The 12,761-nt window shown below is 66.9% G+C and carries 14 protein-coding genes; 10 read left to right on the top strand and 4 right to left on the bottom strand.

Annotation, left to right across the window (positions count from 1 at the left end):
- Window positions 1–110 precede the first annotated feature (110 nt).
- The 5 genes from DOS48_RS23885 to DOS48_RS23905 all read left to right on the top strand — a co-directional run bounded on the left by DOS48_RS23885 (window position 111) and on the right by DOS48_RS23905 (window position 4,316).
- A complete protein-coding gene (locus tag DOS48_RS23885) occupies window positions 111–329 on the top strand; it encodes a hypothetical protein (RefSeq protein ID WP_127118106.1) in 219 nt (72 codons plus the stop codon).
- A gap of 73 nt (window positions 330–402) precedes the next feature.
- Window positions 403–1,506, top strand: coding sequence for a PotD/PotF family extracellular solute-binding protein (locus DOS48_RS23890; RefSeq protein WP_127118107.1), 1,104 nt, complete (start codon window positions 403–405; stop codon window positions 1,504–1,506).
- Window positions 1,507–1,508: 2 nt separating this feature from the next.
- A complete protein-coding gene (locus DOS48_RS23895) occupies window positions 1,509–2,636 on the top strand; it encodes an ABC transporter ATP-binding protein (protein WP_127118108.1) in 1,128 nt (375 codons plus the stop codon).
- Complete coding sequence (locus tag DOS48_RS23900; RefSeq protein WP_127118109.1) at window positions 2,627–3,523, top strand: ABC transporter permease; 897 nt, start codon at window positions 2,627–2,629, stop codon at window positions 3,521–3,523. Before DOS48_RS23895 ends, DOS48_RS23900 begins: the two co-directional genes overlap by 10 nt.
- Before the next feature lie 19 nt (window positions 3,524–3,542).
- Window positions 3,543–4,316: an ABC transporter permease gene (locus DOS48_RS23905; RefSeq protein ID WP_210755378.1), complete on the top strand. Its 774-nt coding sequence runs from the start codon at window positions 3,543–3,545 to the stop codon at window positions 4,314–4,316.
- Between the two features lie 88 nt (window positions 4,317–4,404).
- On the opposite strand, the gene DOS48_RS23910 is transcribed toward DOS48_RS23905, so the two are convergent.
- Together DOS48_RS23910 and DOS48_RS23915 are read right to left on the bottom strand one after the other, a co-directional pair.
- Entirely contained in the window at window positions 4,405–4,581 is a 177-nt protein-coding gene (locus DOS48_RS23910) for a transcriptional regulator (protein WP_127118111.1), read from the bottom strand.
- A gap of 725 nt (window positions 4,582–5,306) precedes the next feature.
- Window positions 5,307–5,708: a universal stress protein gene (locus DOS48_RS23915; RefSeq protein ID WP_127118112.1), complete on the bottom strand. Its 402-nt coding sequence runs from the start codon at window positions 5,706–5,708 to the stop codon at window positions 5,307–5,309.
- A gap of 178 nt (window positions 5,709–5,886) precedes the next feature.
- On the opposite strand from DOS48_RS23915, the gene DOS48_RS23920 reads away from it, so the two are divergent.
- The 4 genes from DOS48_RS23920 to DOS48_RS23935 all read left to right on the top strand — a co-directional run bounded on the left by DOS48_RS23920 (window position 5,887) and on the right by DOS48_RS23935 (window position 10,187).
- The gene (locus tag DOS48_RS23920; protein WP_127118113.1) at window positions 5,887–7,053 is read left to right on the top strand and encodes a thiolase domain-containing protein; all 1,167 of its coding nucleotides are present in this window, start codon (window positions 5,887–5,889) and stop codon (window positions 7,051–7,053) included.
- Window positions 7,053–7,436 (top strand): Zn-ribbon domain-containing OB-fold protein, encoded by a 384-nt coding sequence (locus DOS48_RS23925; protein WP_127118114.1) that lies wholly within the window; start codon window positions 7,053–7,055, stop codon window positions 7,434–7,436. The genes DOS48_RS23920 and DOS48_RS23925 overlap by 1 nt, the downstream gene beginning before the upstream one ends.
- A gap of 141 nt (window positions 7,437–7,577) precedes the next feature.
- Entirely contained in the window at window positions 7,578–8,078 is a 501-nt protein-coding gene (locus DOS48_RS23930; protein WP_127118115.1) for a gamma carbonic anhydrase family protein, read from the top strand.
- Between the two features lie 114 nt (window positions 8,079–8,192).
- On the top strand, window positions 8,193–10,187 hold the full coding sequence (locus tag DOS48_RS23935) for an AMP-binding protein (RefSeq protein ID WP_127118116.1): 1,995 nt from the start codon (window positions 8,193–8,195) through the stop codon (window positions 10,185–10,187).
- Window positions 10,188–10,314: 127 nt separating this feature from the next.
- Here DOS48_RS23935 and DOS48_RS23940 read toward each other — a convergent pair whose 3' ends face one another.
- Together DOS48_RS23940 and DOS48_RS23945 are read right to left on the bottom strand one after the other, a co-directional pair.
- Window positions 10,315–10,758, bottom strand: a complete 444-nt coding sequence (locus DOS48_RS23940; RefSeq protein WP_127118117.1) for a metal-sulfur cluster assembly factor — start codon at window positions 10,756–10,758, stop codon at window positions 10,315–10,317.
- A gap of 2 nt (window positions 10,759–10,760) precedes the next feature.
- On the bottom strand, window positions 10,761–11,855 hold the full coding sequence (locus DOS48_RS23945; RefSeq protein WP_127118118.1) for an amidohydrolase family protein: 1,095 nt from the start codon (window positions 11,853–11,855) through the stop codon (window positions 10,761–10,763).
- A gap of 125 nt (window positions 11,856–11,980) precedes the next feature.
- On the opposite strand from DOS48_RS23945, the gene DOS48_RS23950 reads away from it, so the two are divergent.
- Complete coding sequence (locus DOS48_RS23950) at window positions 11,981–12,736, top strand: SDR family NAD(P)-dependent oxidoreductase (RefSeq protein WP_127118119.1); 756 nt, start codon at window positions 11,981–11,983, stop codon at window positions 12,734–12,736.
- The last annotated feature ends 25 nt before the right edge of the window (window positions 12,737–12,761 follow it).

A 12,761-nucleotide genomic window follows, 5' to 3' on the forward strand; every position in this document is an offset into this window, starting at 1 on the left:
TCACGAGTTACGGAGCGTGAGTCGTCTCGATACGGTCTGCTACGGTAGGTAAAAAAGACGGGTCGTACTCCTCGTCGACGCGATTCACGTTCCACAGCCCGGCGGCTGAGATGTACACGGGGAGGGAACACGGACATATCCAGTCTGCCGTAGAGCGGCTTTCGGAGGTCGCCAACGTCGATAGGTGTATCATCTCCGCCGGATTTGGAGTGCTCTCCTCCAGTACGGAGATTCCCTCCTACGAGTGCACATTTAACGAGATTGAGCAGGTTCGAGACCTCGCCGAAGGGTGTAACGCCGCCGCAGAGAACGCCCCGTTGACCGCGTGAGCGACGGTGTGAGTAGCGCTTCCGGGGTCGATCGTTCCGAGGGCTTTTGTTGCTTCTTCGCGTAGTAACGGTGATGCGAGAAACAGAGGCTGACCGGTCTCAGACCGTTCGACGACGCGATTTTCTGGCTGCCGGTGGCGCGACCGCTGCGGTCGGACTGAGCGGGTGTCTCGATGCGGTCGGACAGTCGGGCGGCGGCGACGGAACGCTCCGGGTATCGGCTTGGAGCGGCACGAACGAAACCGTCTTTCGCGAGGTCATCAAGCCCCGTTACGAGGCCGAGACGGGCAACACGCTTGAGGTGACGGGCAACTGGCAGGGGATCCTCTCCAAGATCCGGCAGTCGCCCGCGGACGACCCGCCCTTCGACGTGACCGTCGGCGTGGGTCGGACGAACTATCTCGGGCAGCAGGACGACCTCTGGGAGCCGGTCGACTACGATCGGCTCTCGAACGCCGAGGGAATCAAACCGCGGCTCCGCGAGTTCCAGATGGCCGAGGTCGGCGTTCCGGTCGCTTACGGCGTCCACGCCTACGTCTACAACGAGGACGCCGCGTCGTGGACGCCCGAGTCCTGGAGCGACGTGCAGTCTCCCGAGGCCGAGGGGATCGCGCTCCCCAGCGACTTCTGGCTCAAGCTGTTCATGATGGCGGCGCTGTTGGAGGACGACGAGCCGATGGCCGACGAGGTGTACGACCGACGGTACATGGACGCGCTTTTCGAGACCATCGAAGGGCTCCCGGTGTCGACGTTCTACCAGGGGACCCAGCAGCTCTGGACCGCTCTCGGCGAGGGGCTGGCCGATGTCGGGCACTACTTTTTCGCGTACGGGCTCAAGCGCGCGGAGACGACCGACGAGTACCCGATCGGCGTCACCGTCCCGGAGCCGACGACGGGATACGTCGACTACTACCAGATCGTCCGCGGTACGGACAACGTCGACATGGCCCACGAGTTCATCGACTTCCTGCTCGACCCGGACACGCAGAGCGCCTACGCCGAGGAGTTCAACCTGGGGTTCTCTCACGAGGAGACGACCTACCCCGACCAGACCGCGACGCAGCTCCCGACGACGAACGACGAGCTCGACAGCGTGGCGTTTCAGAACTTCGCCGGCGTCGCCGACTTCTCCGGCGAGATGAACGAGCGGTTCCGCACGTTCGTCCAAGACAACTGAGCATGTCGGGGCTCGAACTCGACGGGGTGGCCGTCGCGTACGGCGACACGACCGCCGTCGAAGACCTCTCGCTGTCGGTCGAGTCGGGGGAACTGTTCTGTCTGCTCGGGCCGAGCGGCTCGGGGAAATCGACCGTCCTACGCGCCATCGCGGGGTTCGAGACCCCGGATCGCGGGCGGGTCACCATCGGCACCGACACCGTGACCGATGCCCCGCCGTACGACCGCGACTGCTCGATGGTGTTCCAAGACTGGGCGCTGTTCCCCCAGCAGACGGTCCTCGAAAACGTCGCGTTCGGGCCGAAGATGGACGGCGTAGACCGCGAGACCCGCGAGGCGCGGGCCCGAGAGATGCTCGAACTGGTCGAGATGACCGGCCACGAGAGCGATCGGCCGGCGGAGCTGAGCGGCGGGCAGAAACAGCGGGTCGCCCTCGCCCGCTCGCTGGCCGTCGACCCCGAGCTGCTGTTGCTCGACGAGCCGCTGTCGAACCTCGACCGAAAGCTCCGAGAGACGATGCAGCTCGAATTAAAACGCATCCACGACCGAGTCGGGACGACGATGGTCTACGTCACCCACGACCAAGACGAGGCGTTCACGCTCGCCGACCGCATGGCCGTCATGAACGAGGGGCGGCTCGTGCAGGTCGACGTGCCCGAACGCGTGTACGACGACCCGGCAGACCGGTTCGTCGAGTCCTTCCTGGGAACGACGAACTTCGTCGCCGCCACCGTCGAACGCGCGGGCGATTGCCCGCGCCTCTCGACGCCGATGGGGCTGGCCTTCGAGGCGCCGATCGACGGCGAGGGGCTCGCCCGCGGCGACGACGTGACCGTCTCGCTCCGGCCGGAACGGCTCGCGGTGTCGGCCGGATCGGCCCCTGCAGCCGTCGACGGCGGCGTCTCGGCGCGGTCCGGCGGCGCCGGGCGCGTCGCGGCGACCGGCACCGTCGTCGAGACGATCCACCGCGGCTCCGACGTGCGGGTCCGCCTCTCGGTCGGCGACGCGGAGCTGTTCGTCGAGCAGTCGGCCGCGGCCGCGGTCCGGCTCTCGCCCGGTGACGACGTGACGGTCGAGTTCGCGCCGGCCGACGCGACCTATTTCGACGCGACGGGGGGACGGTGTCGCTGAGCGACGCCCGGTCGGCGCTGGGGGCGCCGTCGCTGAGCGGTCGCTGGCGGACCGTCGCGCTCCTGCTCCCGCTCGCGGCGCTCAACACCGCGGTGTTCCTCGTCCCGATGGCCTATCTGCTCCGGCTCAGTTTCACCGCCAGGACGCCGCAGGGGGCCTTCGTCGAGGGGTCGCTGTCGCTCGACGGCTACCGCTACGTCGCCGAGACGCCGCTCGTTCACGACATCTTCGGGTTCACGCTGCTCTTCGGCGTGCTGGTGACGGCGCTGGCCGTCCTCGTCTCGGTCCTGTACGCCTACGCGGCGTGGCGCGCCGCCGGCGGCTGGCGCGCGCTCCTCCTCGGCGGGGCGGTCCTCTCGCTTTTCACCACCATCGTGGTGAAGCTGTTCGCCGTGGTGCTGGTGTTCTCGCCGCGGGGCGTGCTCAACGACGCGCTGACCGAGCTGGGAGTGATCGGCTCGCCGCTGTTGCTGATCGACAACCTCGCCGGGGCGGTCATCGCGCAGCTCTATATCGTCGTCCCGTACGGCGTCCTCGCCGTGTACGCGGTGCTCTCGACGCTCGACGACCGGCAGGTCGAGGCCGCGCTCGACCTCGGCGCCGACCGGCCGCGCGTGTTCCGCGAAGTCGTCCTCCCGCACGCGCGGCCCGGCATCGCCGTCGCGGGCATCATCAGCTTCACCTGGTCGGTCGGCGCGTACCCCGCCCCGCTGCTGCTCGGCTCCGGGAGCGAACAGACGACGGCGATCCTCGTCTCACAGCTCCTGTTGACCGACTTCGACTGGCCCGCCGCCGCGGCGGTCGCCGTGGTCACCGTCTCGCTCGTGCTGACGACGCTGTTGCTCGGCCTCCGGCGGCTCGGGAGCGGGGGTGAGCTGCTTGGTTGAGCGCCGACTCCGGCGGTGGTTGTTCCGCGCCGTCGTCGCCACCCTGTTCGGCTTTCTCGTGTTACCGCTCGCTATCGTGGTCTCGACGGCGTTCGACGCCTCCAGCGTCGTCACGTTCCCCCCGACCGCGCTCTCGACGCGGTGGATCGGCGAGCTGTTCCGCTCGCCCACGTGGCTCCGTTCGCTCCTCAACAGCCTCGTCGTCGCGTCGGGGACGACGCTCGTCTCGATGGTCGTCGGAACGACCGCGGCGCTCGCGCTGCAGGGGTACGACGGCCGGTTCCGGACGGTCGTGGTCGGCTTGGCGGTGCTGCCGCTGCTCGTCCCAGGGGTCATCATCGGCGTGACGCTGCTGACGTTCTTCTCGCGGTTCGGCCTCCAGCAGAGCTACGCGGCGCTCGTGTTGGCCCACTCGCTGTGGGCGACGCCGCTGACGTTCTCCGTGATGCAGTCGGCGTTCGCCCGCTTCGACTGGCGGCTCCACGAGGCGGCCCTCGACCTCGGAGCCTCTCGGGTCGAGGCGTTCCGGACCGTCGTCGTCCCCGAGCTGCGGGCCGGACTCGCGGTGGCGGCGCTGGTCGGCTTCATCGTCAGCCTCCAGGAGTTCGTCATGGCGCTTTTCCTCTCCGGGCCGGACACGCGGACCGTGCCGGTCGAGGCGTGGAACTCGCTTCGACAGAGCCTCGACCCGCTCGTGAGCGTCGTCTCGACGATCCTCCTCGCCGCGGTCGTGCTGCTGGTGGTGTCTGCCGGCGCGCTGGTCGGGCTCGACCGCTTCGCGGCGGAGACCTGACCGCCGCCCCCGGACCGTCTGACGGTGCCGACCGGGGCTCGCCGTCTCCCCGCGCTCGCCCGTGCGCTCACGGCGCAGGTCCGAGCCGTCAGCCGAACGTGACGTACAGTTCGTGGCCGTCCGGACACCGTATCCGGCGGGTTTTCGAATCGTCGTTCGCGTTCGGCGCGGCGTCCGGTTCGCTGGAGACCGCAGTTATCGCCGCGTCGTGGGGGACACCGATGGATGCCGTCGCCCCACACACTGGACAGTCTACGTCGACCACGATAGCGGCGCTTCACGACCGGGGGTGAAATAGGTGGCTACCGAGCGGCGCCGAAATGTGCGGGACCGGACGCCGATACGCCGTCACAGCGCCGCCGCTTCGCGGTGAGTGACGAAGCGGAGTGACGCGAGGGGCGTCAGCGTATCACAAAAGCGGGATACGTTTATACCAGAAATACAATACTTTTATCTTCTTATAAGATAACGTAGTCGTAGAAAAGTGATTCGTTGGGCCCACAGTTATTGACAGCAGTAGCAGTACTCATCTGTGATATATAGCCGAATAACGGCCACAAACCGTTGATAAATCCTTTCTCTGCCTTTTAGTTGGCAGAAATAGCTATTCAACAAGTTTTTCTTCATATACGGGCAGTCGTGCGCCGTGTCGATTTGTCGTGAGCGATTTTACTACCCAAGGCATCCGTAGGAAACCTTAAGACGGCAATATTCGACCATACAACGTGAACGAGATCCGGATCGAGATAGTGACTTCGCGGCCGGTCGGTGACGAGGCCGCTGTCGGAGACATAGGAGAGCCAGTACAATATATCAGATTTGCAGGTATCCTATAACTTTTATACAATTCGGCATCCGGAACCGTTCGCAGACATTCGCGGCCGAGATCGTACCGGTCGACTCGCGGCGGTCGTCACCGCGACTCGCGCGACAGGGTGTCGTGAGAAGTCACTCGCTGCCGAGCCGTCGGGGTCGGTTCGACGGTCGCGCTCAGGCTGGGACGATGGTTACCGGCACCGTCGATTCGAGCGCCACCGACTGCGTCACGCTCCCGAAGAGCGCCTTCCCGGCCGGCGAGCGCTTTCGTCCGCACAACACCACTTCGTCGACGCCGAGCTCGTCCGACAGCTCGACGACCGACTCCGCAACCGGCACGTACAGCTCGCGCTGTTCGGTCGCGATGCCGGCCTCGGAGAGGATGTCCAGCGCTTTGATGACGCCCGGACTCTCCTCGTCGAATTGCTCTTCGCCGGGGCTGCTCGCCTCGTCGCGATAGGCGTGTGCGACCGTGACGGTGACGTCGTCCGTCGCGCCGGGGAGCCCCGAGACGTACCGGGCCTGTGCGGCCGCCCGATCGGTGTTGTCGTCTACCGGGAGTAGTATCTCGTACATCGTATGCGAACGATCAGCGCGTGTCGATAAATACGTTCCCCCGGCCGGCGGGGAATAGCCGGTCGTCGCCGGTCGAGAGCCCGCCGAGCGGGCGGCCGCCGAGGGGACGCCGAGCGGGCCCGAGAGTCGGCTGTCGTGACCGCAACACCTACGTTCCGGACGCGAATACTCGAGGTGTATGCAAGCAGTCCGCATAGCCGGTGCTGGTTCGACAGCGTTCGGTGTCTCACCCGAGCGAACCGGCCGCGACCTCTTCGGGGAGGCGGCCCGCATCGCCATCGACGACTCCGGCGTCCCGAGGGCGGACGTCGACCGCCTCTGTTACGGGAACTTCGTCGGCACGGTCACCGAGCGCCAGGGCCACCAGGGGCCGCTGATGGCGGCGGCCGCCGGCGTGACCGCCCCGGCGACGCGGTACGAGAGCGCGTGTGCCTCGGGCGGCGTCGCGCTGAAGAGCGCGGTCGAGGCGGTCCGGTCGGGGGCGGCCGACGTCGTCCTCGTCGGCGGGATGGAACGGATGCACAACGTCACGACCGAGCGGGCGACCGAGGGGTTGGCGATGGCGGCGGACGACCTCTACGAGAGCCGCGCCGGCGTGACGTTCCCCGGCGCGTACGCGCTCATGGCGCGGGCGTACTTCGCGGAGTTCGGCGGGACGCGGGCGGAGTTGGCCGCGGTGGCGGTGAAGAACCACCGCAACGCCCTCGGCAACGAGACCGCCCAGTTCCAGCGGGAGATCACGCCGACCGACGTGCTCGAAGCGCCGACCGTCGCCGACCCGCTCGGGCTGTACGACGCCTGCCCGATCACGGACGGGGCGAGCGCGTGCGTCCTCGTCAGCGAGGAATACGCAGCAGAACACGACCTGCACGCGCCCGTCGAGATCACCGGCGCCGGACAGGGGACCGACTCGCTGGCCTTACAGCAGCGCGAGTCGCTCACCCGGACCCCGGCGACGACCCGCGCGGCGACGACCGCCTACGACGAGGCCGACATCGCTCCCGGCGACATCGACCTGCTCGAAGTCCACGACTGCTTCACGATCGCCGAGGTGCTGGCGCTCGAGGGGTTGGGACTGTACGACCCCGGCGCCGCAATCGACGCGGCGGCGACCGGCGAGACGACCGCCGACGGCGACCTCCCGGTCAACCTCTCCGGCGGCCTGAAGGCGAAGGGCCACCCGGTCGGCGCCACGGGCGTGAGCCAGGTCGTCGAGCTGACGAAGCTGCTCCGCGGCGACCACGTCAACAGCGCCGCGGTCCCGGACGCCACGGTCGCCCTCGCGCACAACGCCGGGGGCACCGTCGCGAGCGCGACGGTCCACGTCCTGGAGGTGTGCGCGTGATGCGGGCGCAGCGAGAAGACGGCTACGACGACCTGCTCGACGCGCTCGCCGACGACGACGGCTACTACTACGCGTGTCCGGCGGGTCACGGGTCGCTCCCGCCCCGAGAGGTGTGTCCGACCTGCGGCGACGACGAGTTGACGACGGAGCCGCTGCCCGACACGGGAACGGTCGTCACGTTCACCGAAATCGCCGTCCCGAGCCCCTCCTTCAGCGGGCAGACGCCCGTGGTCGTCATCGCCGACTTCGGGCCGGTCCGTCTGACCGGCCGGTTCGTCGACGAACCGGACCGGCTCGAAGTGGGGAGCGCGGTGGCGCCGACGGTCGCGTCCTCGCCGGACGGCGGCCGTCACGTCGGCGTTCGGCTGGCGTCCGAGCGGTGACCGGCGTCGAGCGGTGATCTGTGCGCGACCCGTGGGTCGAACGCCGCGCGCTGCGCGCGAACGCGGTCGGTCCCGCGACGCCGGAACTCGTAAATCGTCGCTCCCGATAACACTATACCGCCCGATTCGCATGGTGTCGGTATGCAACGCACTCTCGAAGCGATGACGCCGACCGTCTCCGAGTCGGCGTTCGTCTCGGACCAGTCGTACCTGATCGGTGATGTCGTGGTCGGCGACCGCGCGAGCCTCTGGCCGTTCACCTGTCTCCGCGGAGACGGCGGCGCCACGGTCGTCGGCGAGGAGACGAACGTCCAGGAGTTCACGATGCTCCACGGCGCGATTCTCGGCGACGCGGTCACCGTCGGCCACAACGCCGTCGTCGACTACGCGACCGTCGAGGACCACTCGCTCGTGGGGATGGGGAGCCGCGTCCTTCGGGACGCGACGGTCGAGTCCGACTGTATCGTCGCCGCCGGCGCGGTGGTTCTCCAAGATCAGACGATTCCGGAGGGCCACCTCGCGTACGGCGCGCCGGCCGAGACGAAGCCGCTCACCGACGCCCAGCGCGACGAGATCGACCGCGTCCACCAGCATTACGTCGACCTCGGGCGTCGGTACAAGGCGGAGGGGGGCTTCGAGTAGTCGGAGCGATCGAGAGCGAGAACGTCCGCCGTCGACCGCGACGTACCGGCGAGTTCGCCGCGGAGACCCCGATATTTTATGTCTGTTGCTGTCGCACCCTTGAGGTACACACCCATGACAGAGGACACCCACGAAGAGCCATCCATCGTCCACGAACCGAGCCAAGCGTTCGTGGAGTCGACGAACGTCTACGAGTTCATGCAGGCGTACGGAATCGACGACTACGACGAACTCATCCGCCGGACCACAGAAGAGGTCGACGGCGTCGGGGAATCCGGCGTCGAGTGGTTCTGGGACACGATGCCCGAGTACCTCGACATCGACTTCTACGAGCCGTACGACGCGGTCCGCGACGACAGCGACGGGCCGCAGTTCTCCGACTGGTACCCCGGCGGCGAGATCAACCTCGCGCACAACGTGGTCGACCGCCACGCCGCCGCCGACGCCGAGGAGAGAAACAGCGTCGCGTGTCTCTTCGAGGGCGAACCGGGCGACGTGCGGGAGGTGACGTACCACGAACTCTCGCGGCAGTCGAACAAGGTGGCGAACTACCTCGAATCGGTCGGCATCGAGACCGGCGACACCGTCGGGCTCTATATGCCGATGGTCCCGGAGGTCATCTCCATCCTGTACGGCTGTTTCAAGGTCGGCGCCATCGCGGTCCCGATATTCTCCGGGTTCGGCGTCGAGGCCACGGCCACGCGCATCGAAGACTCGGAGTGCTCGGTGTTGTTCACGGGCGACGGGTTCTACCGCCGAGGCAAGCCGCTCACGCTCAAAGAGGCGGCCGACGACGCCATCGCGGAGGCGGGACACGTCGAGCACACCGTGGTCTACGACCGCCTCGGCGACGACGCCGAGGTCCCGATGGGCGCGCGCGACGAGTGGTGGGACGACGCGATCGAAGGGCGCGACGACGAGTACGACACCAAGTCGCTGCCCTCCTCGCAGGAGTCGATGCTGCTGTACTCGTCGGGGACGACCGGGAAACCGAAGGGGATCGTCCACACCCACGCCGGCGTGCAGATGCAGTGCGCGAAGGAGATCCACTTCGGGTTCGACCACAAGCCCTCGGACCGCTTCTTCTGGGTCTCCGACATCGGCTGGATGATGGGCCCGTGGACGCTCATCGGCAACCACACGTTCGGCGGGACGGTGTTCATGTACGAGGGCGCGCCCGACCACCCCGAGCCGGACCGCTTCTGGGAGATGATCGACCGCCACTCGCTGTCGACGTTCGGCATCTCGCCGACGGCGATCAGGGCGCTCCGCAAACACGGCGACGAGTGGGTCGAGGGCCACGACCTCTCGTCGATCCGCCTGCTGGGTTCGACGGGCGAGCCGTGGGACCCCGAGTCGTGGCAGTGGTTCTACGAGCACGTCGGGGGGAGCGAGGCCCCGATCATCAACATCTCCGGCGGCACCGAGATCTGCGGCTGCTTCCTCATGCCGATGCCGACCCAGCCGCTGAAACCCACGTCGCTCGGGGGGCCGGGCCTCGGGATGAACATCGACATCGTCGACGAGTCCGGGAGTTCGATCGCCGACGACAACGAGCGCGGGTTCCTCGTCGCGCGCGACTCCTGTCCCTCGACCACCAAGTCGCTGTGGTCGGGCGACGAGCGATACCTGGAGGAGTACTGGTCGACGTGGGACGACCTGTGGGACCACGGCGACTGGGCCCAGAAGGACGAAGACGGGTTCTGGTTCCTCCACGGCCGGGCCGACGACGCGCTCAACGTCGCGGGCCGGAAGGTCGGCCCCGCCGAAATCGAGGGCGTCCTCACCGAACACGACGCCGTGAACCAGGCCGCGGCCGTGGGCGTCCCCGACGACACGACCGGCACCGCGGTCGTGACCTACGTCGTCCTCGAAGACGGCTACGAGGGAAGCGACGACCTCCGTGGCGAACTGTCGGCGCTCGTCGGCGAGGAACACGGCAAGCCGTTCCGCCCGCGCGAGATTCTCTTCGTCTCCGACTTCCCCAAAACGCAGTCGGGTAAGGTGATCCGCCGGGCCATCTCGTCGCTCTACCAGGGCGAGGAACTCGGCGATATGTCGAGCATCGAGAACCCCGAGGCGCTCGACGAGATCGAAGCGGCGTCCTGAGAGGAGGCGGCGCGTGCGGGCGGCGAGGCTGTTTTCTCAGTGGCGAGGTGGTGTGGCGCGGTCCGCGGTCGCTCGGCGGACGCGGTGAGAGCGAGAACGGGGGGCGACCGGTCGCGTCGGCTGCCGATCAGTCCGAGCGCTCGGCGTAGGGCGTCACGCCGGCGGCGTCCATCTGATCGTGGAAGCGCTTCCGCCGGGCCTTCCGCTGTTCGGTCGACATCCGGTCGTTGGTCCAGATCTGGCCGCTGGTGTCCTGGTGGACCTCGCAGGCGTCGAACTCGTCGAGCGCTTCGACGCGCTCGCGCACCTCGTCGTTGATGTCGAGGAAGTACGTGCAGCGCTGTGAGGTGAGGAGGAGGGTTACCTCCACGTCGCGGTCGTCGACGGCGATGGACTCGACGAGCCCCAGATCGAGGATGCTGATCGGGTGGTCGCTCATACAGCTGCAGGGATCGAGCACCTCGTCGAGTTCGGCTTTGACCCGCATCTTGCGCTCGTCGTCGAACTCCGTGTTCGGGGTGACGTGCGTCGCCTCGTCGGTTCGCGCGTATGGGTCGGTGTGTGCAGACATGCTCAGTCGTCGGACGCGAGCGCCGAGTCGGCCTCGTAGGTCGACCACGGCTCGGCGGGGTAGTCGCCGCTCTCTTCGCGCTCCTGCCGGAGCTGGTCCCACTTGTCGCCCTTGATGTCTTTTTTAATCTGCTCGGGGTCCTTATCAAGGAGTTTGAGCGCGTTCTTGCCCAGAATCTTCTCTTTCATGTCCTGTGTGACCTCGGGGTAGTCGTAGTCCTCGATGAGGTCTTCGGGCATCTCGAAGTTCTGGATGCCCTCGATCGGCGGCTGCGGGTGCAGCGCCGTCGCGCCACCGGCGTAGACGATGCGGTCCGGGCCGGCCCAGTAGAGCATCTCGCCGAGCGCCTTCGCGAACTTCCGCGGGCGGGTGTTGACGAGGCAGGCGGTGTTCTCGAGGTTGGCGTAGACGTTGTCGTGGCTCGCCATCGCGAGGACCGTCTCCTCGACGAACGAGAAGCCGGCGTGGATGATCTCGAAGTTGAGGTCGGGGAACGAGTTGGCGGCGTCCTCGATGTCGTCCGGCTTGAAGTAGCGAACTGGCGCCGTCGCGAACGGAATGAACTTGTGGATGGCCAGCGTGTCGACCTCCGAGTCGGCGACGCGCTGGAGCAGCGGCCAGACGGCATCTTCGGTCAGCTGGAGCGAGAGGTCGTTGCCGTTCTGGTAGCGCGCGGGGTAGAACTTGATGCCCTCGACGCCGTCTTTCGCGGCGTACTCCTCGATCTGATCGCCCGCGTCGTCTTCGAGCGGGTTGACGTCGACGTACATCGAGACGCGCTCGGGGTTCTGCTCCATGAACTCGAACCCCTTCTCGCGGGAGACGTACCCGTCGTGGAAGTAGTCGTCGAGCGGCAGCGAGTGGTACACCGAGTAGTCGATCTGACTCTCCAAAAAGAGGAGCCGAGCGAGCTCTTCGGGCTGGTGGTCGCGGTAGAAGACCTCCTCGGACGGCACATACCCGTCGGGGAGAATCTTCGCCCCCATCTCGTACGTCTCGTCGTCCCAGACTTGCGCGTGCGGGTGTTTGTGGTTCTCCGGCGTATGATTGAAGCAGTGTGACACGGAGTCCACTACCAGCGAGTCGCTGTCTAACATCTCACTATAACGACTGTGAGAGTCATTATTAAACATTTGGGTCCGCGGGGGTGACGTGACCCGCCGCTGAGAGGAAAACGCCCCGAGAAACACTTAATTGACCGGCAGTAGCATCGTAGGTCGTTATGTCTGAGCGCTTGCAGGGGAAGACAGCACTGGTCACCGGCGGTTCCTCCGGCAACGGACGAGCCATCGCTCGACGGTTCGCCGACGAGGGGGCGAGCGTGACGGTCGCCGACGTCCGCGAGGACCCGCGGATGGGCGGCGAGCCGACGCACGACCTCATCGAGAGCGAGGGCGGGAACGCGCAGTTCGTCACCTGCGACGTGAGTTCGATCGACGACCTCCACGCGGCGGTCGACGCCACCGTCGACGCGTTCGGCTCGCTGGACGTGATGGTCAACAACGCCGGCGTCGAGCGACAGAAGCCGCTGGGAGAGGTCACCGAGGAGGATTACGAGTGGCTCATGGATATCAATTTAAAGGGCGTGTTCTTCGGGAGCCAGGCGGCCGTCGAGGTGATGCGCGAACAGGAGGCGGGCGGCAGCATCATCAACATGTCCTCGATAGGCGGGATCCGCGGCCTGGCGAACTCCTCGCTGTACTGCGCGTCGAAGGGCGGCGTGACGAACCTGACCCGAGAGTTGGCCGTCGAACACGGGGAACACAACATCCGCGTCAACGCCCTCAATCCGGGGTTCATCGAGACGGCGATGACGATGGAAGACGGCGACACGGCCGGCGGCATCCTCGAACAGACGCCGCTGGGGCGCGCGGGCCAACCCGAGGAGGTCGCAGACGCGGCGCTGTTCTTGGCGAGCGACGAGTCGTCGTTCGTCACGGGGCACAACCTCGTCATGGACGGCGGGTTCACCGCCTAATGCGGGTGGAGTGAGCAACGCCGGA

The sequence above is a fragment of the Halorubrum sp. PV6 genome, assembly GCF_003990725.2.
Classification (GTDB): Archaea; Halobacteriota; Halobacteria; order Halobacteriales; family Haloferacaceae; genus Halorubrum.

Coding starts and splice junctions, on each gene's coding strand:
- DOS48_RS23945 (WP_127118118.1), bottom strand. CDS start 11,855: ATGTTAGACAGCGACTCGCTGGTAGTGGACTCCGTGTCACACTGCTTC.
- DOS48_RS23920 (WP_127118113.1), top strand. CDS start 5,887: ATGCAAGCAGTCCGCATAGCCGGTGCTGGTTCGACAGCGTTCGGTGTC.
- DOS48_RS23895 (WP_127118108.1), top strand. CDS start 1,509: ATGTCGGGGCTCGAACTCGACGGGGTGGCCGTCGCGTACGGCGACACG.
- DOS48_RS23925 (WP_127118114.1), top strand. CDS start 7,053: ATGCGGGCGCAGCGAGAAGACGGCTACGACGACCTGCTCGACGCGCTC.
- DOS48_RS23950 (WP_127118119.1), top strand. CDS start 11,981: ATGTCTGAGCGCTTGCAGGGGAAGACAGCACTGGTCACCGGCGGTTCC.
- DOS48_RS23885 (WP_127118106.1), top strand. CDS start 111: ATGTACACGGGGAGGGAACACGGACATATCCAGTCTGCCGTAGAGCGG.
- DOS48_RS23915 (WP_127118112.1), bottom strand. CDS start 5,708: ATGTACGAGATACTACTCCCGGTAGACGACAACACCGATCGGGCGGCC.
- DOS48_RS23890 (WP_127118107.1), top strand. CDS start 403: ATGCGAGAAACAGAGGCTGACCGGTCTCAGACCGTTCGACGACGCGAT.
- DOS48_RS23935 (WP_127118116.1), top strand. CDS start 8,193: ATGACAGAGGACACCCACGAAGAGCCATCCATCGTCCACGAACCGAGC.
- DOS48_RS23930 (WP_127118115.1), top strand. CDS start 7,578: ATGCAACGCACTCTCGAAGCGATGACGCCGACCGTCTCCGAGTCGGCG.
- DOS48_RS23940 (WP_127118117.1), bottom strand. CDS start 10,758: ATGTCTGCACACACCGACCCATACGCGCGAACCGACGAGGCGACGCAC.